The sequence below is a fragment of the Nocardioides sp. Z50_6 genome, assembly GCF_058215755.1.
This window is the reverse complement of record NZ_JBZAJB010000003.1, coordinates 295,990-316,243: the sequence shown is the minus strand read 5'-3', so window position 1 is coordinate 316,243 and position 20,254 is coordinate 295,990. Positions and strand designations below refer to the sequence as shown.

General features: G+C 73.7%; 22 protein-coding genes. 14 read left to right on the top strand and 8 right to left on the bottom strand.

The features are described from left to right. Nucleotides 1–69 precede the first annotated feature (69 nt). The 5 genes from AC4BGE_RS10510 (at nt 70) to AC4BGE_RS10490 (ending at nt 3,497) form a co-directional block, all read left to right on the top strand. On the top strand, nt 70–918 hold the full coding sequence (locus AC4BGE_RS10510) for a DUF2785 domain-containing protein (RefSeq protein WP_490575251.1): 849 nt from the start codon (nt 70–72) through the stop codon (nt 916–918). Between the two features lie 73 nt (nt 919–991). After that, on the top strand, nt 992–2,650 hold the full coding sequence (locus AC4BGE_RS10505; protein WP_490575250.1) for an acetolactate synthase: 1,659 nt from the start codon (nt 992–994) through the stop codon (nt 2,648–2,650). A 42-nt stretch (nt 2,651–2,692) separates the two neighbouring features. Further along, nucleotides 2,693–2,965: a GNAT family N-acetyltransferase gene (locus AC4BGE_RS10500; protein ID WP_490575249.1), complete on the top strand. Its 273-nt coding sequence runs from the start codon at nt 2,693–2,695 to the stop codon at nt 2,963–2,965. Continuing rightward, the gene (locus tag AC4BGE_RS10495) at nt 2,962–3,357 is read left to right on the top strand and encodes a thioesterase family protein (protein ID WP_490575248.1); all 396 of its coding nucleotides are present in this window, start codon (nt 2,962–2,964) and stop codon (nt 3,355–3,357) included. The genes AC4BGE_RS10500 and AC4BGE_RS10495 overlap by 4 nt, the downstream gene beginning before the upstream one ends. A 65-nt stretch (nt 3,358–3,422) precedes the next feature. After that, nucleotides 3,423–3,497: a 50S ribosomal protein bL37 gene (locus AC4BGE_RS10490; protein ID WP_369759046.1), complete on the top strand. Its 75-nt coding sequence runs from the start codon at nt 3,423–3,425 to the stop codon at nt 3,495–3,497. Nucleotides 3,498–3,614: 117 nt separating this feature from the next. On the opposite strand, the gene rsrA is transcribed toward AC4BGE_RS10490, so the two are convergent. The 4 genes from rsrA to AC4BGE_RS10470 form a co-directional block, all read right to left on the bottom strand. Further along, nucleotides 3,615–3,875: a mycothiol system anti-sigma-R factor gene (gene rsrA / locus AC4BGE_RS10485; protein WP_490569100.1), complete on the bottom strand. Its 261-nt coding sequence runs from the start codon at nt 3,873–3,875 to the stop codon at nt 3,615–3,617. Continuing rightward, nucleotides 3,872–4,486, bottom strand: coding sequence for a sigma-70 family RNA polymerase sigma factor (locus AC4BGE_RS10480; RefSeq protein ID WP_490569101.1), 615 nt, complete (start codon nt 4,484–4,486; stop codon nt 3,872–3,874). The genes rsrA and AC4BGE_RS10480 overlap by 4 nt, the downstream gene beginning before the upstream one ends. 66 nt (nt 4,487–4,552) lie before the next feature. Beyond that, entirely contained in the window at nt 4,553–5,200 is a 648-nt protein-coding gene (locus AC4BGE_RS10475) for an alpha/beta hydrolase family protein (RefSeq protein ID WP_490569102.1), read from the bottom strand. Continuing rightward, nucleotides 5,197–5,994 carry an SOS response-associated peptidase gene (locus AC4BGE_RS10470; protein ID WP_490575247.1) on the bottom strand — a complete coding sequence of 266 codons (798 nt, stop codon included), beginning with the start codon at nt 5,992–5,994 and terminating at the stop codon, nt 5,197–5,199. Before AC4BGE_RS10470 ends, AC4BGE_RS10475 begins: the two co-directional genes overlap by 4 nt. A 53-nt stretch (nt 5,995–6,047) precedes the next feature. Here AC4BGE_RS10470 and aroA point away from each other — a divergent pair, with 53 nt between their 5' ends. The 5 genes from aroA to AC4BGE_RS10445 all read left to right on the top strand — a co-directional run bounded on the left by aroA (nt 6,048) and on the right by AC4BGE_RS10445 (nt 10,266). Next, nucleotides 6,048–7,331, top strand: coding sequence for a 3-phosphoshikimate 1-carboxyvinyltransferase (aroA, locus tag AC4BGE_RS10465; protein WP_490569104.1), 1,284 nt, complete (start codon nt 6,048–6,050; stop codon nt 7,329–7,331). A gap of 70 nt (nt 7,332–7,401) precedes the next feature. Next, complete coding sequence (gene rsgA, locus AC4BGE_RS10460; RefSeq protein WP_490569105.1) at nt 7,402–8,397, top strand: ribosome small subunit-dependent GTPase A; 996 nt, start codon at nt 7,402–7,404, stop codon at nt 8,395–8,397. 40 nt (nt 8,398–8,437) lie between these two features. Beyond that, nucleotides 8,438–9,322 (top strand): histidinol-phosphatase, encoded by an 885-nt coding sequence (hisN, locus tag AC4BGE_RS10455; RefSeq protein ID WP_490569106.1) that lies wholly within the window; start codon nt 8,438–8,440, stop codon nt 9,320–9,322. Nucleotides 9,323–9,408: 86 nt separating this feature from the next. Further along, nucleotides 9,409–9,840 (top strand): CBS domain-containing protein, encoded by a 432-nt coding sequence (locus tag AC4BGE_RS10450; RefSeq protein ID WP_490575246.1) that lies wholly within the window; start codon nt 9,409–9,411, stop codon nt 9,838–9,840. 57 nt (nt 9,841–9,897) lie between these two features. Further along, the gene (locus tag AC4BGE_RS10445; protein WP_490569108.1) at nt 9,898–10,266 is read left to right on the top strand and encodes an FKBP-type peptidyl-prolyl cis-trans isomerase; all 369 of its coding nucleotides are present in this window, start codon (nt 9,898–9,900) and stop codon (nt 10,264–10,266) included. A gap of 25 nt (nt 10,267–10,291) precedes the next feature. Here AC4BGE_RS10445 and AC4BGE_RS10440 read toward each other — a convergent pair whose 3' ends face one another. Both AC4BGE_RS10440 and AC4BGE_RS10435 read right to left on the bottom strand, forming a co-directional pair. Beyond that, nucleotides 10,292–10,579 carry an RNA-binding S4 domain-containing protein gene (locus AC4BGE_RS10440; RefSeq protein ID WP_490575245.1) on the bottom strand — a complete coding sequence of 96 codons (288 nt, stop codon included), beginning with the start codon at nt 10,577–10,579 and terminating at the stop codon, nt 10,292–10,294. Nucleotides 10,580–10,605: 26 nt separating this feature from the next. Further along, nucleotides 10,606–11,901 carry a DUF445 domain-containing protein gene (locus AC4BGE_RS10435; RefSeq protein WP_490575244.1) on the bottom strand — a complete coding sequence of 432 codons (1,296 nt, stop codon included), beginning with the start codon at nt 11,899–11,901 and terminating at the stop codon, nt 10,606–10,608. A gap of 38 nt (nt 11,902–11,939) precedes the next feature. On the opposite strand from AC4BGE_RS10435, the gene AC4BGE_RS10430 reads away from it, so the two are divergent. The 3 genes from AC4BGE_RS10430 to AC4BGE_RS10420 all read left to right on the top strand — a co-directional run bounded on the left by AC4BGE_RS10430 (nt 11,940) and on the right by AC4BGE_RS10420 (nt 15,109). Then, nucleotides 11,940–12,335 carry an FAD synthase family protein gene (locus AC4BGE_RS10430; RefSeq protein ID WP_490569111.1) on the top strand — a complete coding sequence of 132 codons (396 nt, stop codon included), beginning with the start codon at nt 11,940–11,942 and terminating at the stop codon, nt 12,333–12,335. Between the two features lie 68 nt (nt 12,336–12,403). Continuing rightward, nucleotides 12,404–13,999 (top strand): MXAN_6640 family putative metalloprotease, encoded by a 1,596-nt coding sequence (locus AC4BGE_RS10425; RefSeq protein ID WP_490575243.1) that lies wholly within the window; start codon nt 12,404–12,406, stop codon nt 13,997–13,999. A gap of 69 nt (nt 14,000–14,068) precedes the next feature. Further along, nucleotides 14,069–15,109 carry a response regulator transcription factor gene (locus tag AC4BGE_RS10420; protein WP_490575242.1) on the top strand — a complete coding sequence of 347 codons (1,041 nt, stop codon included), beginning with the start codon at nt 14,069–14,071 and terminating at the stop codon, nt 15,107–15,109. A 21-nt stretch (nt 15,110–15,130) separates the two neighbouring features. Here the strand turns inward: AC4BGE_RS10420 and AC4BGE_RS10415 are convergent, their stop codons facing one another. Both AC4BGE_RS10415 and AC4BGE_RS10410 read right to left on the bottom strand, forming a co-directional pair. Continuing rightward, nucleotides 15,131–17,338 (bottom strand): catalase, encoded by a 2,208-nt coding sequence (locus AC4BGE_RS10415; protein WP_490575241.1) that lies wholly within the window; start codon nt 17,336–17,338, stop codon nt 15,131–15,133. A 56-nt stretch (nt 17,339–17,394) separates the two neighbouring features. Beyond that, nucleotides 17,395–19,092, bottom strand: a complete 1,698-nt coding sequence (locus AC4BGE_RS10410) for a long-chain-fatty-acid--CoA ligase (RefSeq protein WP_490575240.1) — start codon at nt 19,090–19,092, stop codon at nt 17,395–17,397. Between the two features lie 125 nt (nt 19,093–19,217). Between AC4BGE_RS10410 and AC4BGE_RS10405 the strand changes: the two genes are divergently transcribed. Continuing rightward, nucleotides 19,218–20,213 carry a patatin-like phospholipase family protein gene (locus AC4BGE_RS10405; RefSeq protein ID WP_490575239.1) on the top strand — a complete coding sequence of 332 codons (996 nt, stop codon included), beginning with the start codon at nt 19,218–19,220 and terminating at the stop codon, nt 20,211–20,213. The last annotated feature ends 41 nt before the right edge of the window (nt 20,214–20,254 follow it).

Below are 20,254 nucleotides of genomic sequence, written 5' to 3'. Positions count from 1 at the left end.
CCCCGGGCGGGCCAGGCGCGCCGTGCCCGGACATCGGACGGGCACCGGACGGGCTGGCAGGATGGAGCCATGTCGAGGGGGTACTGGCGCGAGGTGGTCGCGGACGGGCTGAGCGTGCCGACCGACCGCCCGTTGGACGACCTGACCGCGGAGCTCACCACGATGCTGGGCTCCCCCGACCCCGAGCAGCGCGACGGCATCGCCTACCCGGCGCTGACCACGTGGCTGGCCCGCGGGGTCTACGACGACCTGCTCGCCGGGCTCGGCGACGGCATGGCCACCGGCCTGGAGGTCGGGCTGGGCGAGGCCGGGACCGACTCGGTCTTCCGCCGCAGCTGGTCGGTCCGGGTGCTCGCCCAGATCCTGGACCGGGACAGCACGGAGAGGCTCCTGACCGCCGACCAGGTGCTGCGCTGGGGCGACCGGCTGGCGACCTGGCTGGTCCGCGAGCGCGACCTGCGCGGCTGGGTGCCCGGCAAGGGGTGGGCGCGGGCGGTCGCCCACGGGGCCGACGCCCTCGGCTCCCTGGCGGGCTCGCCGCACCTGGGCTCCCTGGAGCAGACCGTCCTGCTGGACGTCGTCGCCGACCGGCTGGTGGAGACCCGCGAGCTGATGGCCGACGGGGCCCCGGACCGCCTGGCCCGGGCCACCCTGACGATCCTGCGCCGCGACCTGGTCCCCGCGCAGGTGATCGAGCCCTGGATCACCCGGATCGCCGTGCACGCCTCCCCGCACGGCGTCGGCCGCGGGACCGGTCCCGACGAGGACCCGCTCGTCCGCTCCGCCACGTGCCAGGCGTTCCTCCGGGCGCTGCACCTCCAGCTCCTGCTCGCCCCCGACCCGCCCCCCGGCCGGTCCGACCTCCTGCTGGTCGTGGTGGACGCGCTGCGCAGCACCAACGCCGAGCACCTGCTCTGAGCCGCCCATCCGGATCCCGCGGGCTACCGGGGGGCGACCACGCCGGGCCCTACGTGTGAGTAACCTCGGTCACATGACCAACGAAGAGATCTCCGGGCACGCAGGCGAGCTGGCCGTGGCCGCAGCCCGGGCCCACGGCGTCGAGACGATGTTCACCCTCTCCGGGGCACACGTGTTCCCGATGTACGACGGCGCCGTCAAGGCCGATCCGCCGATGCGGCTGCTCGACGTGCGCCACGAGCAGACCGCGGCGTTCGCGGCCGAGGCGACCGGCAAGCTGACCCGGACCCCCGGCCTGGCGGTGCTCACCGCCGGCCCTGGCGTGACCAACGGGATCAGCGCCATCGCCCAGGCTCAGTTCGCCGGGTCGCCCATGGTCGTGGTCGGGGGCCGTGCGCCCGCCAACCGCTGGGGCACCGGAAGCCTCCAGGAGCTCGACCAGCCGCCGATCATCGCGCCGGTCGCCAAGCTCGCGCGCACCCTGCCCACCGCCGGCGACGTGCTGGGCGGGATGGACGAGGCGTTCCGAGTGGCCGGCAGCTCGCACCGCGGCCCGGTCTTCGTCGACGTGCCGATGGACGAGTTCTTCAACAGCGCCTCGGGCCCGCTGCCGACCGGCGCCGCGAGCGCCGCGGTCGAGCCCGACCCGGACGCCGTGCAGCGGATCGCACGGCTGCTCGCCGAGGCCTCCCGGCCGGTGCTGGTGCTGGGCACCGACGTCTGGGCCGACCGGGCCGAGGAGGCGGCCCTGCGCCTCGTCGAGTCCGCCGGGATCCCGACGCTGACCAACGGCATGGGCCGCGGCCTGGTGCCCGGCGGCCACCCCCTGCTCGTCACGAAGGCGCGGGGCCAGGCGCTCGGCAACGCCGACGTCGTCGTGGTCGTCGGGACCCCGCTGGACTTCCGGCTCGGGTACGGCGTCTTCGGCGGCAAGGACGGCGCCCCCGCCGCCCGGGTGGTGCACGTCGCCGACTCCCCCGGGCAGCTCTCCGGGCACGCCGACCTGGCCGACTCCGTCAGCGGAGACCTGACGCTGGTGCTCGACGGCCTGGCCGCCGGGCTCGAGCGCTCCTCCCGGCGGCCCGACTGGTCGTCGTGGGTCTGCGACCTGCAGTCCACCGTCGCCGCCACCGCGGAGCGCGACCGCGCGCTGCTCACCGCCGAGGCCGACCCGATCCACCCGGCGCGCATCTACGGCGAGCTGGTGCCGCGGCTGGCCGACGACTCCGTGGTGATCGGCGACGGCGGGGACTTCGTCAGCTTCGCCGGCAAGTTCGTGGAGCCCAAGCGCCCGGGCGGGTGGCTGGACCCGGGTCCCTACGGCTGCCTCGGTGCCGGCCTCGGTGCCGCGATCGGCGCGCGCCTCGCGCGCCCCTCGGCCCAGGTGACGCTGCTGCTCGGCGACGGCGCCGCCGGCTTCTCGCTGATGGACGTCGACACCCTGGTGCGCCACAACCTGCCGGTGGTGATGGTGATGGGCAACAACTCCGCGTGGGGTCTGGAGAAGGGGCCCATGCAGATGCTCTACGGCTACGACGTGGTGGCCGACCTGGGGCACCGCACCGCCTACGACGGCGTGGTCAAGGCCCTGGGCGGCGCCGGCGAGACGGTGACCGACCCGAAGGAGATCGGGCCGGCCCTGGACCGCGCCTACGCCTCCGGGGTGCCCTACCTGGTCAACGTCATCACCGACGTGGACGCGGCCTACCCGCGAAACACGTTCGGCATCTGAGGCGACCGCGGTGCAGGTGAGGCTCGCCCGGCCGGCTCGGCCATGCGGGAGCTGGGCGGGGGCGAGGAGGGCGAGTTCCGGATGCTCGCCGTCGACCGGGCCGCACGCGGCCGGGGCGTGGGCGGGGCGCTCGTGCGGGTGTGCGAGCGGCAGGCTCGCGCGCACGGCGCCACGGCCATGGCGCTCTCCTCCCTGAGCCAGATGACGGCTGCCCACCGCCTCTACCACCGGCTCGGCTACCGTCGGGCCCCGGACCGGGACTGGGCGCCGGCCCCCGGTGTCGACCTGATCGCCTTCACCAAGGAGCTCCCATGACCGAGGCCCCAGCGACGACCCTGCGGTTCACCGTGACCGAGGACGACACCGCGGTCGCCGTCGGCAGCGGGACCCTGCCTGTCCTCGGCACCCCGCGGCTGCTGGCCTGGTTCGAGGCGGCCACCTGCGCCGCTCTGGAGGCCGGACTCGCCGCGGGCTCGACCAGCGTCGGCACCCGGGTCCAGGTGGAGCACCTCGCGCCCAGCCCGGTGGGCCAGGAGGTCGAGGTGGTCGCCACCGGCGTCTACGCCGACGGGCGGCTGCACCGCTTCGCGGTCTCCGCCCGCCACGTGACCCAGGGGCGGCCCGGGAAGCTCGTGGGTTCCGGGGAGGTGACCCGGGCGGTGGTGGACGGCGACCGCTTCATGGCCCGGATTTCGCCGCCGGGGTGAGGTTTGAGAGACTGACACTCGGCCCTTCGCTGTTCGCAGGGTCGACCCGACCGCAGGAGGACACCATGGGCAAGACCGGCCGCAAGCGCCGCGCTCGCAAGAAGAAGGGCGCGAACCACGGCAAGCGCCCCAACGCCTGAGCGCACCAGCTCCCTCCACGCCTGGCGTGGAAGACATCGAACCCCCAGCCACCGGCCGGGGGTTCGCTGCTTCCCGGGGGCGCCGGGCGCTGCCCGGGCTGCCGGGCGAGGAGGGCCTCAGCCCTCGCTGAGACGGACCTGGACCTCGCGGATCTGGCTCAGCACCCGCGCGCGGAGCGCGGAGGGGGCCTGCTCGCGGCAGGAGCGCGCCACCACGGTCTTCACGGTGCGCTGGAGGTCGTAGCGGCTCAGACAGGGGCCGCACTCGTCGAGGTGCTGCTGCACCGCGGCGCAGTCGGCGTCGTCGAGCTCGTTGTCGAGGAAGTAGACGATCCGCTCGAGGTAGTCGGCGCAGTCCTCGCCGTGCTCGTGGCTCATGAGTCCTTCCCCTTCCCCGTCTTGCCCGCAGACAACAGGTCGTTCTCGGCGACGTAGTCGGCGAGCATGTCGCGAAGCTGGCGGCGTCCCCGGTGCAGACGCGACATCACCGTCCCGATCGGCGTCCCCATGATCTCGGCGATCTCCTTGTAGGGGAACCCCTCGACGTCGGCCAGGTAGACCGCCATCCGGAACTCCTCGGGGAGCCGCTGCAGGGCGACCTTCACCTGGGAGTCGGGGAGACGCTCCAGCGCCTCGGTCTCCGCGGACTTCAGCCCTCCCGAGGTGTGGGACTCGGCGCGCGCGAGCTGCCAGTCCTCCACGTCCTCGGCCATGGACTGCTGCGGCTGCCGCTGCTTCTTGCGGTAGGTGTTGATGAAGGTGTTGGTCAGGATCCGGTAGAGCCACGCCTTGAGGTTGGTCCCCGGCTTGAACTGGTGGAAGGAGGCGAACGCCTTCGCGTAGGTCTCCTGCACCAGGTCCTCGGCGTCGGCGGGGTTGCGCGTCATCCGCATGGCGGCCGAGTAGAGCTGGTCCAGGTGCTGCAGAGCGTCGCGCTCGAAGCGCGCGGAACGCTGCGCGTCGGTCTCTTCGGTGAGGGAGTCGTTCATCGGGTCCCACACTAGCGGGACGTCTGACTCCGGGACTGTTGCGAGCACGTCGTCGTCAACATCGCGTCACCCGCCTCCATTCCCGGCGACCTCGCGCACGATCCAGCCCAGGGTCGCCTCCACGACGATGTCGAGCGCCTCCTCGCCGGTCACCGGCCCGCGGGCCGGCACCTTGAAGGAGTGGTCCCCACCCGGGACAACGCACAGGTCGACGCTGTCGGGGAACTCCTCGGGCCGGCCGAAGGAGTCCCGCTCCCCCTGGACGACCAGGGTGGGCAGGCCGGCACCCAGCAGCTCGTCGAGCCGGGAGCGCTCCGGCCGACCCGGCGGGTGGAGCGGGAAGGAGAGCGCGAGCACCCCGGAGGCGCCGAGCCGGCGGGCGGTCCGGGCGGCGGAGCGGGCGCCGGCCGAGCGGCCCCCGACCACCAGCGGGGTGCGCACCCGAAGCCGGTCCGACGCGGCCTGCAGGGCGGTGTCCAGGGTCGGGGGCGGACCCGCGATCCGACGGCCCGCGCGCCGCCACGGCTGCTCCAGCAGCACCACGGTCACGCCGGCCGGGGGCAGGGCCGCGGCCAGCGCCTGGAGGTCGGGCGCCTCGATCCCGCCGCCCGCCCCGTGGCTGAGCAGCAGCGTGGCCAGCGGCCGGCGCGAGCGGTGGGTGACCAGCCGTGCCTCGCCCGCGGGGGTGTCGACGAGCCGTTCGACGGCGCTCATCGCGTCTGCCTCGAGACGATCTCGTCGACCACGTCGGGGCCGATCTCCTCCAGGGGCAGCGGCTCCACCAGCTCGGGGCCGTTGTTGCGCACGTTGCTGACCAGCGTCGGGACCGGGTAGGCCTCGAGCCGGCCCGGGGCGGCGGGAGTGAGCAGCGCCAGCCGGTCGGCGCCCTCCAGGGTCGGGTCCAGCCAGTCGGCCCACCGCTCCCGGTCGACCATCAGGGGCATCCGGTCGTGGATGTGGCCCAGGTCGTCCTCGGCCTGGGTGGTCAGCACGGTGCAGGTCCACCGGAAGCGGTCCGGGTCGTCGTCGGCCCGGTCCGGGTCGCGCCAGATCTCGTAGAGGCCGGCCATCGCCAGCAGCCCGTGGTCGCGGGGCCGGATGAAGAAGGGCTGCTTGGCGGGCCGGCCCGCCTTGGTCAGCCGCGACGTCGGGTACCACTCGTAGTAGCCGTCGGCCGGCAGCAGGCAGCGGCGGGCCGCGAAGGCCTTGCGGAAGGCCGGCTTCTCGGTGACGGTCTCCACCCGGGCGTTGATCATCCGGCTGCCGATCGCGGGGTCCTTGGCCCAGGACGGCACCAGGCCCCAGGTGAGCACCCGCAGCTGCCGCTCGACCGGCGTCGTCCCCCCGGACCCGGAGGGCCGGGGCGGACGCTCCAGCACCGCGTACACCTCCTTGGTGGGCGCGACGTTGTAGTCCGCGGGGAGGGGGGCCCGGACCTGGGGCGAGACCACCTCGAACTCCTCCACCAGGTCCTCGGGGCGTCGGCTCGAGGCGTAGCGACCGCACATGTCCCCCACCCTAGAGGCGGACCCCGGACCAGGACCGCCACTAGGGTGACCTCGTGACCTCCGCACCAGCCCTCGAGCAGGATCCCTGGCCGGCGCCCCGCGCGCGCGGGCCGGTCGACGTGACGGTGTCGCTGCCGGGCAGCAAGTCGCTCACCAACCGGGCGCTCGTGCTCGCCGCGCTCGCCGACGGGCCCAGCGTGATCAGGCGGGCGCTGTCCTCGCGCGACACCATGCTGATGGCCGGCGCCCTGCGCGCTCTCGGGACCGGCATCGACTCCTCGGGCCCGGACTGGGTCGTCACCCCCGCGACCCTGCGGGGCGGGGGCCACGTCGACTGCGGCCTGGCCGGCACGGTCATGCGGTTCGTGCCGCCGGTCGCGGCGCTGGCCGCCGGCCCGACGACCTTCGACGGCGACCCGCACATGAGGTCGCGCCCGGTCGGGGAAGTGATCGGCGCGCTGCGCGGGCTGGGCGTCGAGCTCGACGACGGGGGTCGCGGCTCGCTGCCCTTCTCCGTGCAGGGCACCGGGCGGGTCCGCGGCGGGCGGGTGCTGCTCGACGCGTCGGGCTCCTCCCAGTTCGTCTCCGCACTCCTGCTCGCCGGAGCCCGCTACGACCAGGGCGTCGACGTGGTCCACCAGGGCAAGCCCGTGCCGTCCCTGCCCCACATCGAGATGACCCTCGACATGCTGCGCCGCCACGGCGTGCAGGTCGACGACAGCGACGCCGACCGCTGGGCGGTCGCCCCGGGACCGATCCGCGCGGTCGACCACACCATCGAGCCCGACCTCTCCAACGCCGCACCGTTCCTGGCCCTGGCGGCCGTCTCGGGCGGCCGGGTGGTGGTCCGGGACTGGCCCCGGGAGACCACCCAGGCAGGTGACGCGCTCCGGGAGGTCCTGGCGCTGATGGGCTGCCGCGTCGCCTGGACCGACGAGGGCCTGGAGGTCGTGGGCCCCGAGAGCCTCTCGGGCGTCGACCTGGACCTGCACGACGTCGGCGAGCTGGCGCCGGCGGTCGCGGCGCTCTGCGCCCTGGCCGACTCGCCGTCCCACCTGCGCGGCATCGCCCACATCCGCGGCCACGAGACCGACCGCATCGCCGCCCTGGCCACCGAGCTGACCGGCCTGGGCGCCCGGGTCACCGAGCGCGAGGACGGGCTCTCCCTGGAGCCGGCGCCGCTGCACGGCGGGGTCTTCCACACCTATGCCGACCACCGGATGGCCCACGCCGGGGTGATCCTCGGGGCGGCGGTCGACGGCGTGCTGGTGGAGGACGTGGCCACCACCAGCAAGACGTTCCCGGACTTCGCCGCGTTCTGGGCGTCCCAGTGGTGACCCCCCTGCCGATCCCTGTGCGGAGCCCCCTGGGCGTCCCCGTGCCGTCAGCCGTACGGGGGACGACCAGGTGAGCAACCGGCGCTACGACGAGACCGACCACGAGCACTACGAGCGTCCGCGGCGCCGGACCCGCCCGCGGACCAAGGAGCGCCCCACCTACGACGACGCCGTGGACGCGGTGGTGATCACCGTCGACCGGGGCCGCTTCACCCTGCTGATCGACGGCCGGGTGGTCACCGCGATGAAGTCCCGGCCGCTGGGGCGCAAGGGCGTGGTGGTCGGCGACCGGGTCCGCGTCGTGGGAGACGTCTCCGGGCGCGACGGCTCCCTGGCGCGCATCGTGGAGGTCACCCCCCGCACCACCACCCTGCGCCGCACCGCCGACGACGACGACCCCGTCGAGCGGGTCATCGTGAGCAACGCCGACCAGCTGGTGGTGGTCGCCGCGCTGGCCGATCCCGAGCCGCGGCCCCGGCTGATCGACCGCGCCCTCGTCGCGGCGTACGACGCCGGCATGAGCCCGCTGCTCTGCCTGACCAAGGCCGACCTGGCCGACCCCGAGGTGCTGCTCTCCACCTACCGCTCGCTGGGGGTGCCGTGGGTGGTCACCTCGCGCGGCGACGACCTGACGCAGGTGCGCGAGCGGCTCCGGGGGCGGACCAGCGTCCTGGTGGGCCACAGCGGGGTCGGCAAGTCCACGCTGGTCAACGCCCTGGTCCCGGAGGCGCACCGCGAGGTCGGCCACGTCAACGCCGTCACCGGGCGGGGCCGGCACACCTCCACCTCGGCCTACCTGCTGCCGCTCCCCCACGGCGACGGCTGGATCATCGACACCCCCGGCATCCGCTCCTTCGGCCTGGCCCACGTCGACCCGGCTCGCCTGATCGAGGCGTTCCCGGACCTCGAGGAGATGACCGAGGGCTGCCCCCGTGGCTGCAGCCACGGCTCGGGCGAGCCCGAGTGCGGGCTGGACGAGGCGATGCGCACCGGGGAGGCCGACCCGGAGCGGGTCGACTCCTTCCGCAGGCTGCTCGCGGCCCGCGAGGGCAGTCTCGGGGAGTGAGCCGCGCGGCGCCGGAGCCGAGGGGGAATAGCCTGTCCCCATGCCCATCCACGGACACGGCTCCCCCGACTACACCGACGATCTCCGGCTGGCCCACCTGCTGGCCGACGACGCGGACTCCCTGACGGTCGCGCGCTTCAAGTCGCTGGACCTGCACGTGATGAGCAAGCCGGACCTCACGCCGGTCACCGACGCCGACCGCGGCGTCGAGGAGGGGATCCGTCGCACGCTCTCGCGGGTGCGCTCGCGCGACGCGGTGCTGGGCGAGGAGCAGGGCTCCACCGGCCACAGCCAGCGACGCTGGGTGGTCGACCCCATCGACGGCACCAAGAACTTCGTCCGCGGCGTGCCGGTGTGGGCCACCCTCATCGCCCTGGTGGTGGACGAGGAGGTCGTGCTGGGCGTGGTCTCCGCCCCGCAGCTCTCCCGCCGCTGGTGGGCCTCGAAGGGCGCCGGCGCCTGGACCGGCCGGTCGCTGCTCAAGGCGACCAGGTGCGAGGTCTCCGACGTACGCCGGCTCGAGGACGCCTCGCTCTCCTACAGCTCACTGTCGGGCTGGGAGGACCGCGACCGGCTCGACGACTTCCTCGCCCTCTCCCGGCGCTGCTGGCGCACCCGTGCCTACGGTGACTTCTGGTCCTACATGCTGCTCGCCGAGGGGGCGGTCGACCTCGCCGCGGAGCCCGAGCTGGAGCTCTACGACATGGCGGCGCTCGACATCATCGTCCGGGAGGCGGGCGGGCGGTTCACCTCCCTCGCCGGTGAGGACGGCCCGTTCGGCGGCAACGCCCTGGCCTCCAACGGCCACCTGCACGAGGCGGCGCTCGCCTTCCTGGGCGCCTCCCCGGACGACGAGAGCGACCCCGACGCACGGCGTCCGGGTCCGGGGTCGGTGCACGAGCTGCGCCGCCGTCCCCAGCCCTGATCCGCGCCGCAGACCTGTTCAGCGACCCCCCGGACCACTACCCTGGGCGGCCAACAGTCCGCCGCCAGGCCGCCACGGAGGTCACGATGCGCATCAACGAGGTTCTCAAGGGCAAGTCGATCCAGGAGGTCATCATCGTCTCCCCGGACGCGACCGTCCGTGAGCTGCTCGGGCTGCTGGCCGAGCACAACGTGGGCGCCCTCGTGGTGAGCCGCGACGGCGGTTCCCTGGACGGCATCGTCAGCGAGCGGGACGTGGTCCGCCGCCTCCACCAGGACGCCGGCGCGCTCGAGCAGCCCGTCGGGTCGCTGATGACCACCGACGTGCACACCTGCGACGGCAGCCACTCGGTCGACGACCTGATGGCCGTGATGACCGAGCGACGCATCCGCCACGTGCCCGTCCTCGACAGCGGACGACTGGTCGGCATCATCAGCATCGGGGACGTGGTGAAGAATCGGATCGAAGAGCTGGAGTTCGAGAGAGACCAGCTCGACAGCTACGTCCAACAGAGCTGAGCGACCGCTCGGCCGTCACCGTCGGCCCAGGGCCGACAGGAGAGGCAAGGCACATCCATGGAGAAGCCCGAGGTCGACCCGCACATGGGCGACGCACCCGCCGACCTGGAGGTCACCGACCTGGTGGTCGGTGACGGCCCCGAGGCCGCCTCCGGCAACACGGTCTCGGTCCACTACGTCGGGGTCGCCCACTCCACCGGCGAGGAGTTCGACGCCTCCTACAACCGAGGCACCCCCCTGCAGTTCCGGCTCGGCATCGGCCAGGTCATCTCCGGGTGGGACCAGGGCGTCCAGGGGATGAAGGTCGGCGGGCGCCGCCGCCTGGTCATCCCGCCGCACCTGGGCTACGGCGACCGGGGCGCCCCGGGAGCCATCGCTCCCGGCGAGACGCTGATCTTCGTGGTGGACCTCCTCGAGGTCCGCTGAGCCGACGCGGCACCGCGCCGGCGTCTCACCAGGGCAGGTCGTCCGTCACGTCTCCCGTGGCGACCCGGACGGCCTGCCCTGGGCCGTCTCCTGGGCCGCCCCCGGGACCGTCGTGGGCGACCACGGTCACCACGTCGCCGACCACCAGCTGACGGCCCCGGCGCACCTCGACCTCGCCGTTGACCCGGACGTGGCCCCCGGCCAGCAGCGGCTTGGCCTCGGAGCCGTGGTCGACCAGGTTGGCGAGCTTGAGGAACTGGCCCAGCCTGATCGACTCGTCGCGGATCGGCACGTCCATCGGCTGGTCGGTCATGGTCACATCGTCCCAGACCACGCGGGTCAGTGACCCAGCAGCACGCTCGCGGTGTGGATCAGCACGCCCACCAGGCCGCCGACCAGCGTGCCGTTGATGCGGATGAACTGCAGGTCGCGTCCCACGTGGAGCTCGATCCGCCGCGCCGCCTCCTTGCCGTCCCACCGCTCGATGGTGTGGGTGATCACCGCGGTGATCTCGGCGCCGTAGCGCCCGACGGCGAAGACCACCAGGTCGCCGGCACCGCGGTCCAGCCGCTCGCGCAGCCCGGCGTCGCTCTGCAGGCGCGCGGAGAAGGCCGTCAGCTCGGCCAGGGCGCGCTCGCGCACGGCCCCCTGCGGGTCGTCGAGCGAGCCGAGGAAGGCCCGGCGCAGCGACTTCCACAGCGAGACGGCGGTCGCGCTGACCTGGGGGTGGTCCAGGAAGCGGTTCTTCAGGCGCTCGGCGCGCTCCTGGGTGGCGGCGTCGGTGAGCAGGTCCTGCGCCAGCTGGGAGAGCATCGAGTCGAGCGCGCCCCGGGCGTGGTGCTGCGGGTCGTCGCGGATGTCCTCCAGCCAGCGGACCGCCTCGGTGTGCACCCGGTGGGTGACGGCCTCGTTGAGCCGCGGCGGCGTCCACCAGGGGGCCCGCTCGGCCAGCACCTCGGTGAAGGTCTCCGGGTTGCGCACCAGCCAGCGGTGGAGCTCCTCGATGACCAGGTCGACGAGCCCGCGGTGGGTACCGTCCTGGACCACCTCGGCCAGCAGCGCGCCGACCAGCGGGGCGGCGGGCTCGTCACGGAACCGCGGGACGAGCACCTCGGTGACCATGTCGGCCACGTGCTCGTCGGTCACCTTGGCGAGGCCGATCGCCGTGACGTCGGCCGCCTCGTCGACCACCCGGCGGGCGTTGGCCGGGTCGCCCAGCCACTCCCCCATCCGCCGCGAGACGTCCGCGTGCGCGACCCGCTCCCGGATGATCTCCTCCTGGAGGAAGTTCTCCCCGACGAACTCCTCCAGGCTCCGGCCGAGCTCGTCCTTGCGCCGGGGGATCAGCGCGGTGTGCGGCACCGGGATGCCGAGGGGGTGCTTGAAGAGGGCGGTGACCGCGAACCAGTCGGCGATCGCCCCGACCATCGAGGCCTCCGCGCCGGCGTTGACGAAGCCCAGGAACCCGTCCTGGCCGAGCGTCGCCAGGTAGACCACTGCGGCCGCGACCAGCAGCGAGACCGCGACCGTGCGCATCCGCCGCAGACCCCGCCGCCGTTGCTCGTCGGCCTCGGGTGCGGGGGTGAGGATCGTCAGGGGTCGGGACGGGCCAGGTTCCTGTGCTGTCTCGTTCATCGCACCCATCCTCTCCTGTGCGTGCCAGAATGCCGCCCATGCCCCACACCGTCATCACCTTCGGCACATTCGACGTGTTCCACGTCGGGCACCTCCGGGTGCTGGAGCGCGCGGCCGCGTTGGGCGACCGCCTGGTGGTCGGGGTCTCCGCGGACGCCCTCAACGAGCGCAAGAAGGGCCGGGTGCCGGTCTTCAGCCAGGCCGAGCGGCTGGCCATCGTCTCCGCGCTCCGGGTCGTCGACGAGGTCTTCGTCGAGGAGAGCCTGGAGCTCAAGCGCGACTACGTGCTCGAGCACTCCGCCGACGTCCTGGTGATGGGCGACGACTGGGCGGGCAGGTTCGACGACCTCGGCGACATCTGCAAGGTCGTCTACCTCCCCCGGACGCCGGCCATCTCGACGACCGCCATCATCGAGCACATCGCCGACCTGTAGGGCTCGGCCGCTCCACCAGGGGTCCACACGTAGCCTGTGTGCAGCACTCACACCCACGAGGGGACCCCTTGCGACGAACCGCCGCCGCCCTCACGGCTGCCCTGGCACTCCTGCTGACAGGGTCCCTGGCGACCCCCGTCCTCGCCGACCCGCAGCCGCCCGGCACGGTCCCGCCCGGGTCGTCGGAGCCCGGCTCGTCGGAGCCCGGCTCGTCGGAGCCCGGGTCGCCGGAGCCGGTCTCGCCGGAGCTGGCGGCCGCCCAGGCAGCGCTGGGCGGCGACGGGCCCACCCCCGTGCCGGGCACTCCCGACGCGGAGCCGGCAGCGGAGCCGGAGGCCACCATGGCGCTGCGGGACCTCTACCTCGCCCGCCCGGGGATGGGTCGGGAGGAGCGCCGGGCCGCCGACGCACTCCTCGCCCGGCCGACCACCCCCCACAAGGACTCCTACGCCTCCTACGACCCGGCGGCGGCCACCACCCAGCAGTGCGCGGCACGGGTCTGCGTGACCTACGTCACCACCACCCCGGACCGGGCCACCGAGCAGTGGGCGGCCCAGACCCTCGCCACCTTCGAGGAGGCCTGGAGCCGGCAGGTCGACCAGATGGGCTTCCGCGCTCCCGCCCCGGACGGCACCGCGGGGGGCGACGCCCGCTTCGACGTCTACCTGGCCAACATCTCCGCCCAGGGCCTCTACGGCTACTGCGTCCCCGAGGAGCGGGTCCCCGGCCAGCCGGGTCGCGCCCAGTCCTACTGCGTCCTGGACAACGACATGGCCGGCTTCTCCGCCAACCCCGCCAGCAGCCTCGCGGTGACGGCCGTCCACGAGTTCTTCCACGCCATCCAGTTCAACATCGACGTGCGCGAGGACCAGTGGTGGATGGAGGCGTCGGCCACCTGGATCGAGGAGCAGCTCGCCGACGAGATCAACGACAACCGGCAGTTCCTCCGGTCCGGCCAGCTCGGCCGCCCCAGGACGCCGCTCGACTCCTTCACCTCGGACCTGGCGATGTACGGCAACTGGATCTTCGTCCAGCACCTGAGCCAGACCCAGGGCCCCGACGTGGTGCGCCGGGTGTGGGAGCGCCTCGACGCCTCGGTGGGGGCCCCGGACGAGTACGCCGTCCAGGGCATCCGGAACCACCTCTCCTCCCGCGGAGTCAGGTGGGGCAGGTTCTACGCCCGCTTCGTGGAGGCCAACCTGCGACCCCGGCGTCACTACGAGGAGGGGCGCGCCTACCGCGCGGCCCCGCTGGCCGCCAAGGTGCGGATGACTCCTGGACGGAGCACCCGGCGGCTCACCGCCAAGGTCCCCCACCTCGCCGCCCACACCGTCGGGATCCGGGCCGGGTCCGGCCTCGCCCCGCGCCGCCGCCTCCGGGTGGAGGTGACAGCCCGGCGGGGCGCTCCCGCGGCCCCGGTGGCCCGGCTCCTGGTCTTCGGCAAGGACGGCACCACCCGCAGGCTCGACGTCAAGCTGGGCCGCTCCGGGTCGGGCGCCCGGACCGTCAGCCTGAACCGGGGTCGGGTGCACCGGGTGGTGCTGGTGCTCGCCAACGCCTCGACCAGGTTCCGCAGCTGCGGGACCTCGGGCCCGTGGTCGTGCGGCGGCCGGCCGGTCGACGACGACCAGCGGTTCCGGGTGGTCGCCCGCGTCGTGCGCTAGCGTCCGGGGCCGCCGACATCCCCCAAAGGTGCGATTCTCGTCCCGTGTGAGCGGGGTTACAGTCGAGAGATGGACCGGACGGTGACGTCCCAGGCGTCCTCGGGCGAGGGCCCCCACCACGGCCCTCCCGAGCCGCTCGCCAGCACTCTCTGCGGTCTGGTGGGTGCCAGCCCCGAGGCCATCCTGGTGGTCGTCAGCGGCCTGGTCCTCCAAGCCAGCCCCCGGGCCGCGGAGCTGCTGGGGGCCGACCCGGTCGGTCACCCGTTGAGCCGCGTCCTCGACGCGCCGGCGGCCGGCACGGCCGGTCCGCCCGTGCGGCTCGCCGCCGCGGCGGCCCGCGGGCTGGACGGCCGGGAGCTGCTCCTCGACGTCACCACCGCGACGCTGGGACCGCAGGCCCGGGCGCCGGTCGCGGTCTTCCTGCGCGACGCCCGCGAGCGTCTGGACGGCGAGCTCCTCGCGGCGCAGCTGCGCGCCGCGGAGGTGCGCCGGGTGCAGGCGCTGGAGCTCAACGACACTGTGGTGCAGTCCCTCACCGTGCTCGGGCAGGTCCTGGAGTCGGGAGACACCGGCCGCGCCCTGCGCCTGCTCGACCACACCCTGGCCTCGGCGCGCCACCTGATCGACGACTGGCTGACCACGGTGGACGGCACGCCCCCGTCCGGCGGCCTGGTGCGCTCGACCCCCTCCCACCCCGGCGCCGTGCCGCAGCCGGTCCCCTCCGTGGCACCGATCCCCGCTCCCGTCCGGGCCCGGGTGCTGGTGGTCGACGACGACCGGGACCTGCGCGAGCTGGTGGCGCTCCAGCTCGCCGCCTGCGGCGACCTGGAGGTCGTCGGCCAGGCCGGGGACGGCCGGGAGGGGGTGCGCCTGGCCGCGGCCCTGACGCCCGACGTGGTGCTGCTCGACATCGCGATGCCCGTGATGGACGGGCTGCAGGCCCTCCCGCTGATCCTGCGTGCCTCGCCAGGGACCAGGGTGGTCATGGTCTCCGCCTTCGCCGAGGAGGCGCTGGGCGCCGACGCGCTCGAGCTCGGCGCCGCGCGCTACGTCGAGAAGGGGCTGGGCATGCACCTGGCCGACGTGGTGCGGGCGGTCCTGGCCGAGTGACCGGGACCGCCCGCGTGCTCGTCAGGCCACCGGGGTGCCGAACCGCTGCCAGACCCGGTGCTTGGCCATCAGGGCGCTGAGCTCGGTGAGGGCCTCCGGCCCGCTGCCGGCGCTGACCACGCCGGCGGCGCCGGAGACGCCTGCCTCGTCGAGCAGCTCCACGCCGCGTCCCCAGGCGCCGATCGCCTTGGAGTGGCGGAAGCACTCCTGGACCATCATCACCGCGCGCGGGTCGGCGGTGAGGGCGGGGGCGCCCGCCTTCTCGTCGCGCACCGCCATGGCGTCCGGGGCCGGGGCCGGCTTGCTGGCCACCAGGAGGGCGTCGAGCTCGACCGAGCGCCCGGTCGCCAGGGAGCGCTGCATCGGCAGCCCGCCGATCATCCCCCCGTGGGGGCCGATCAGGAAGGCCACCATGCCGGCCTCGTGGATGGCGGTCCGCACCGCCGCCACGTCGTCGAGGTCGTCCTCGTCCCCGATCAGGACACCGATGATCCGGCCGTCCGGGGGCCACTCCCCGCCGACCTGGGACAGCGCCGGGCTCGGCTCTGCTGGCGCGAGCTCCTCCGTCGGGTCGGGGGCGGGCAGGCCGAGGGCGGTGGCGACCTCCTGGCACAGGACCGGGTCGATGTTGGCCAGGCACTGGAGCTGGCGCTCCTTGATCGTCTGCTCGTAGCACTTGCCCAGCTCGAAGGCGTAGGCCCGGACGATGTGCTCCTTCTCCACCGGGCTCATCGACTGCCAGAAGAGGCGCACCTGGCTGTAGTGGTCGTCGAACGTCGCCGGGTTGGCCCTGGTCTTGACCGAGGCCGCCACGGTCACCGCGGCGTCGACGAAGGCGCGCTTGTCCTCTTCGCTGAGGTCGGCACCCGCGTGGAACGGGCAGCCGCCGTCGAGCGAGTTGGGCTTGTACGGCGCCACCCCGGCGTGCACGGCGTGCTGGTGGAACCCGTCGCGCAGCATGTCGTTGACCGGGGCGTGGGTCCGGTTGATGGGGATCTGGTTGAAGTTCGGCCCGCCGAGCCGCGAGAGCTGGGTGTCGATGTAGGAGAAGAGCCGCGTCTGGAGCAGCGGGTCGTCGGTGAAGTCGATGCCGGGCACCACGTGGCCCACGTGGTAGGCCACCTGCTCGACCTCGGCGAAGAAGTTGGTGGGGTTCGCGTTGAGGGTGAGCCGGCCGATGGGCTGCACCGGGGCCAGCTCCTCCGGCACGATCTTGGTCGGGTCGAGCAGGTCGATGTCGCCGAACATCTGGTCCGGCTCGTCCGGGAAGACCTGCACGCCCAGCTCCCACTCCGGGAAGGCACCGGCCTCGATCGCGTCGTAGAGGTCGCGACGGTGGAAGTCGGGGTCGATCCCGTTGATCATCTGCGCCTCCTCCCAGGTCAGGGAGTGCACGCCGAGCTTGGGCTTCCAGTGGAACTTGACCAGCGAGGTCTCCCCCTCGGCGTTGACCAGGCGGAAGGTGTGGACGCCGAAGCCCTCCATCATCCGGTAGGAGCGCGGGATGCCCCGGTCGGACATGTTCCACATGGCGTGGTGCTGGGCCTCGGTGTGCAGCGAGACGAAGTCCCAGAAGGTGTCGTGCGCGCTCTGGGCCTGGGGGATCTCGCGGTCCGGGTGCGGCTTGGCCGCGTGGATGATGTCGGGGAACTTGATGCCGTCCTGGATGAAGAAGACCGGCATGTTGTTGGCCACGAGGTCCCAGACACCCTCCTCGGTGTAGAACTTCGTCGCGAAGCCCCGAGTGTCACGGACGGTGTCGGAGGAGCCCCTGGAGCCCAGGACGGTGGAGAACCGGGTGAAGACCGGCGTCCGGCGCCCCTTGGCGAAGAGACCGGCCATCGAGATGCTCTCGGCGGTGCCGTAGCCCTCGAAGACGCCGTGCGCGGCGGCGCCGCGGGCGTGGACGACCCGCTCGGGGATGCGCTCGTGGTCGAAGTGGGTGATCTTCTCCCGCAGGTGGTGGTCCTGCAGCAGCGTCGGGCCGCGCTCCCCGGCCTTCAGGGAGTGGTCGGTGTCGCGGAGCCGGGTGCCGGTCGAGGTGGTCAGCCAGGCACCCGCCTGGGCACGGTCACCCTTCTCGCCGACCGCGCGGCCGGTCGCCGTGCCGACCCGCGGATCGCGCTGGTCCGGCTTGGGCGGCAACGGCTCCCGGGGGGTGGTGGGCTCACCCAAGGAGGGCGGCTCCGGGGCCGGGACGCCGGGGACGACAGGGTCGTGCTTGCTCATGAGCAGGGTTCCTTCCGAGGTGGGTCAGACGACCTCCCGTACCCACTCGGGGGGAGTCATGCACGAGCGTCGCCGGCGTCCTCCTCCGAGACCACCCGCGCCACCTCGCGACGCAGCACCTTGCCCATCGGGTTGGTCGGCAGCTCGTCGACGAAGACGACACGACGCGGCACCTTGTAGGCGGTGAGGCCGGCCCGGGCGTGCTCCCGCACCGCCTCGGGCTGCACCGAGACCCCCTCGACCTGGACCACCACGGCGACCACCTCCTCGCCGCCGTCGGGCTGGGCCATCCCCACCACCGCCGCGTCGACCACCCCTCCGTGGGTGCGGATCACCGCCTCCACCTCGGACGGGTAGACGTTGAAGCCCCCGGTGATGATGATCTCCTTGACCCGGTCGACCACCGTCAGGAAGCCGTCGGGATCCATGGTCACCACGTCGCCGGTGCGGAACCACCCGTCGTGGAACGCCTCCGCGGTCTCCTCGGGCAGGCCCCGGTAGCCGGAGAAGACCTGTGGTCCCCGGACCAGCAGCTCCCCGCTCTCCCCCAGCGGCACCTCGCGGTCGAGGTCGTCGCGGTCCACGATCCGCACCTCGGTGTCGGGGAAGGGCACGCCGATGGACCCGGGACGTCGCGCCGTCGTCATCGGGTTGCCCACGATCACCGGCGAGGTCTCGGTCAGGCCGTACCCCTCGACCAGCAGGCCGTCGGTCGCCTCCTCCCACCGCTCGATCAGGTCGGCGGTCAACGGCATCGCGCCGGAGAGGCTGTAGCGGATGCCGCGCAGCGAGATCCCCCGCCGCTGCGCCTCGGCGAGGATCCGCGCGTACAGCGGGGGGACCGCCGGCAGGAAGTCGGGCACCCGGCGCCGGATCGCGTCCATCACCAGGTCGTTGTCCGGCTTGGGCAGCAGCACCAGCCGCGCCGCGAGGCTGATCCCGAGCAGCATGCTGACGGTGACGCCGTAGGCGTGGAAGAGCGGCAGCGGTACCAGGAACGTCTCCTGCCCCGGCACGAGCCCGGGCACCCAGGCCCGGCCCTGGGTGACGTTGGCGACCAGGTTGCGGTGGCGCAGCTCCACGCCCTTGGGCACGCCGGTGGTCCCGGAGGTGTAGAGCAGCAGCGCCACGTCGTCGACCCCGGGTCGCGGGTGGGCCGGGTCGATCGGGTCGCAGTCGCGCAGCGTCGCCCACGGCAGCGCGCCGGGGGCGGGTCCGGTCAGCTGCTCCCGCGAGGCGCGCGCCTTCGCGACGGGCAGGCGCAGGGCGATCCGCTTCAGTGCCGGCAGCTCGGTGGTGAGGTCCACCGCGACGACCTGCTCGAGGGCGCAGCCGCCCCGCAGCTCGGCGACGACCGGCGCCACCTTGTCCCAGACCACAGCGACCTTGGCGCCGTGGTCGACGAAGGCCGGGCGCAGCTCGGCGGCGGTGTAGAGCGGGTTGTGCTCCACCACCGTCGCCCCCACCCGCAGCACGGCGAAGAACGTGACCACGTTCTGCGGGCAGTTGGGCATCACCAGGGCCACGGAGTCCCCCGCGCCCACCCCGAGCCGGCGCAACCCCTCGGCCACCCGCTCGACCTGGTCGCCGAGCTGGGCGTAGGTGGTGGCACGCCCCAGGAAGTCGAGGGCGTCGCGGTCGCCGAACCGCTTCACCGACTCCTCGAGCAGGCCGAGCGCGGTGGTGTCGCCGTACTCCAGGTGCAGCGGCACCCCCGGCCCGTAGGCCTCCGCCCATCGCGGTTGCGTGCTCATCGACCTGACCTCTCTGCGGCCGTCGGGCGCGGCGCTCGGCTCAAAACTACGCCCGCACCGGTGTCCGCGGGGGCACAGGGCTCCGGGCGGCGGGGCGCCCGGCTCTGCAGCACTAGTCTCGGGGGATGAGCGGACGCGGACGCGTGGTGCTGTCGCTGGGCGGCGGGGGCGCGCGGGGATATGCCCACATCGGGGTCATCCAGGTGCTCGAGGAGCAGGGCTACGAGGTGGTCGGCGTCGCCGGCACCTCGATGGGCGCCCTGGTGGGCGGGCTGCACGTCGCGGGAAGGCTGAACGACTACACCGACTGGGTCAGCGGCCTCACCCAGCGCGACGTGCTCCGCCTGCTCGACCCGTCGCTGCGGGCCCCGGGGATGATCCGCGGCGAGCGCATCATGTCGCGGGTCGGGGAGCTCCTGGACGGCGCCCGCATCGAGGACCTGCCGGTGCCGTTCACCGCGGTCGCCACCGACCTGCTGGCCCAGCGCGAGGTGTGGTTCCAGCAGGGCCTGGTCGAGGTGGCCATCCGGGCCTCGATCGCGCTGCCGAGCTTCATCACCCCGGTGATGCTCAACGGGCGGCTGCTGGCGGACGGCGGGATGATGAGCCCCGTCCCGGTCACCCCCCTCGCCGGGATCCCGGCCGACCTGCGGGTCGCGGTCACCCTCGCGGGGGCGGACTCGCACGCGCCCGTGCAGGAGTCGGCGGTGCCGCGGCCCGCCGGCGAGTGGCAGGAGCGGGTACGCCGCAGCGCCGCCCAGGTCCTGGACCTCGAGGCGAGCCGACGGGTCGCCCGCTGGTTCTCCTCCCGCAGGTCCGAGGAGCCCTCCGACCCCGCCGAGGGCGAGGACCCCGGGGACGACACCGCCGGGGCCGACTCGCCCTACGGCGACCTGCCGCCCGACCTGGGCGTCCTGCGGGTGATGGAGCTCTCGATCAGCGCGCTCCAGGAGGTGGTGACGCGCTACCAGATCGCGGGGCACCCCCCGGACCTGATGATCGCGGTGCCGAGGAACTCCTGCCGCACCCTGGACTTCCACCGGGCCGGCGAGATGATCGAGCTCGGCCGCGAGGTGACCACCGCGGCGCTCGCCGGGCTGGACCGGCCGGCGGACCACTGACCCCGGCCTCGGCCTCGGCCTCGGCCTCGGGCGAACGCTCT

Coding starts and splice junctions, on each gene's coding strand:
- AC4BGE_RS10435 (WP_490575244.1), bottom strand. CDS start 11,901: ATGAACGAGACAGCACAGGAACCTGGCCCGTCCCGACCCCTGACGATC.
- rsrA (WP_490569100.1), bottom strand. CDS start 3,875: ATGAGCCACGAGCACGGCGAGGACTGCGCCGACTACCTCGAGCGGATC.
- AC4BGE_RS10445 (WP_490569108.1), top strand. CDS start 9,898: ATGGAGAAGCCCGAGGTCGACCCGCACATGGGCGACGCACCCGCCGAC.
- AC4BGE_RS10410 (WP_490575240.1), bottom strand. CDS start 19,092: ATGAGCACGCAACCGCGATGGGCGGAGGCCTACGGGCCGGGGGTGCCG.
- AC4BGE_RS10415 (WP_490575241.1), bottom strand. CDS start 17,338: ATGAGCAAGCACGACCCTGTCGTCCCCGGCGTCCCGGCCCCGGAGCCG.
- AC4BGE_RS10405 (WP_490575239.1), top strand. CDS start 19,218: ATGAGCGGACGCGGACGCGTGGTGCTGTCGCTGGGCGGCGGGGGCGCG.
- AC4BGE_RS10500 (WP_490575249.1), top strand. CDS start 2,693: ATGCGGGAGCTGGGCGGGGGCGAGGAGGGCGAGTTCCGGATGCTCGCC.
- AC4BGE_RS10475 (WP_490569102.1), bottom strand. CDS start 5,200: ATGAGCGCCGTCGAACGGCTCGTCGACACCCCCGCGGGCGAGGCACGG.
- hisN (WP_490569106.1), top strand. CDS start 8,438: ATGCCCATCCACGGACACGGCTCCCCCGACTACACCGACGATCTCCGG.
- AC4BGE_RS10480 (WP_490569101.1), bottom strand. CDS start 4,486: ATGAACGACTCCCTCACCGAAGAGACCGACGCGCAGCGTTCCGCGCGC.
- AC4BGE_RS10440 (WP_490575245.1), bottom strand. CDS start 10,579: ATGACCGACCAGCCGATGGACGTGCCGATCCGCGACGAGTCGATCAGG.
- AC4BGE_RS10430 (WP_490569111.1), top strand. CDS start 11,940: ATGCCCCACACCGTCATCACCTTCGGCACATTCGACGTGTTCCACGTC.
- AC4BGE_RS10505 (WP_490575250.1), top strand. CDS start 992: ATGACCAACGAAGAGATCTCCGGGCACGCAGGCGAGCTGGCCGTGGCC.
- AC4BGE_RS10470 (WP_490575247.1), bottom strand. CDS start 5,994: ATGTGCGGTCGCTACGCCTCGAGCCGACGCCCCGAGGACCTGGTGGAG.
- AC4BGE_RS10495 (WP_490575248.1), top strand. CDS start 2,962: ATGACCGAGGCCCCAGCGACGACCCTGCGGTTCACCGTGACCGAGGAC.
- AC4BGE_RS10450 (WP_490575246.1), top strand. CDS start 9,409: ATGCGCATCAACGAGGTTCTCAAGGGCAAGTCGATCCAGGAGGTCATC.
- AC4BGE_RS10420 (WP_490575242.1), top strand. CDS start 14,069: ATGGACCGGACGGTGACGTCCCAGGCGTCCTCGGGCGAGGGCCCCCAC.
- AC4BGE_RS10510 (WP_490575251.1), top strand. CDS start 70: ATGTCGAGGGGGTACTGGCGCGAGGTGGTCGCGGACGGGCTGAGCGTG.